1 protein-coding gene is annotated in these 708 nt (G+C 74.0%); it reads right to left on the bottom strand.

Features of this window, described 5'->3' with window-relative positions; all coding sequences use genetic code 11:
* The coding region (locus ACK4SE_RS13995; protein ID WP_409693933.1) for a hypothetical protein at nucleotides 1–708 on the bottom strand (708 nt) is incomplete at both ends.

Here is a 708-nt window from a genome sequence, read left to right as displayed (position 1 = left end):
TGGTGGGCACTGGCGGCAGCCGGTGCGGCGGGGAAGGACGCGGGCAGAGGGCCAAACGTGACGCGCGGGGCCTTGTGAGCTTGCTGCGGCGGTGATGCATGCTGCGACTGCAGCTGCCTCGGCTGCGGTCGCAGAGGCTTCTCCCCCGCCTCTGCATCGTCAGCCAGCACGAGCAGCGCCGCCTGCGCGTCCTCAGCCGCGGCAGCCAGCGCCGCCGGCACGACTTGCTGCAGCAGCGCATGAGCCAGCATCACAACGGCCACGTGAGGGGCCTCCTCCGAGCCTGTCGCGCTTGCTTCGCCGCTGCTGCCCCTGCTGCCGCCGCCGCCGCCGCCACCGCCACCGCCACCGCCACCTGCTGCAGTGCGCGCGGGCAAAGACGGCGGCAGTAGTAGCAGCGCAGACAGTACGCTGGTAATGCACTCGCCCGCCACTGCAGCCGGGCTGCCGGTGGCTGCAGCCGGCGCGGCTGGGGCTGGCGCCGCGTCAGCCGCCACGCGCACGGCAGCACGCAGCCATGGGCCCAGCGTGGCGGCGCGCGTGGCAAGCGGCGTGGCGGCAGCCCAGCGCAGCGCGTGCATGGTCATGGACCGCAGCAGCAGCGCGCACACTTGCAGCAGGGCGGCGGGTTCGGCGCCCGTGTTGCCATCGCTGCTCGCACCGCTGCCACTGGCCAGCGCGGCGAGGTGCCCATGCAGTGCTGCCAGC

This window comes from Brevundimonas sp., from assembly GCF_046293315.1.
Taxonomy (GTDB): domain Bacteria; phylum Pseudomonadota; class Alphaproteobacteria; order Caulobacterales; family Caulobacteraceae; genus Brevundimonas.
The sequence above is the reverse complement of the archived record's forward strand: the minus strand, read 5'-3'. Positions and strand labels throughout refer to the sequence as shown.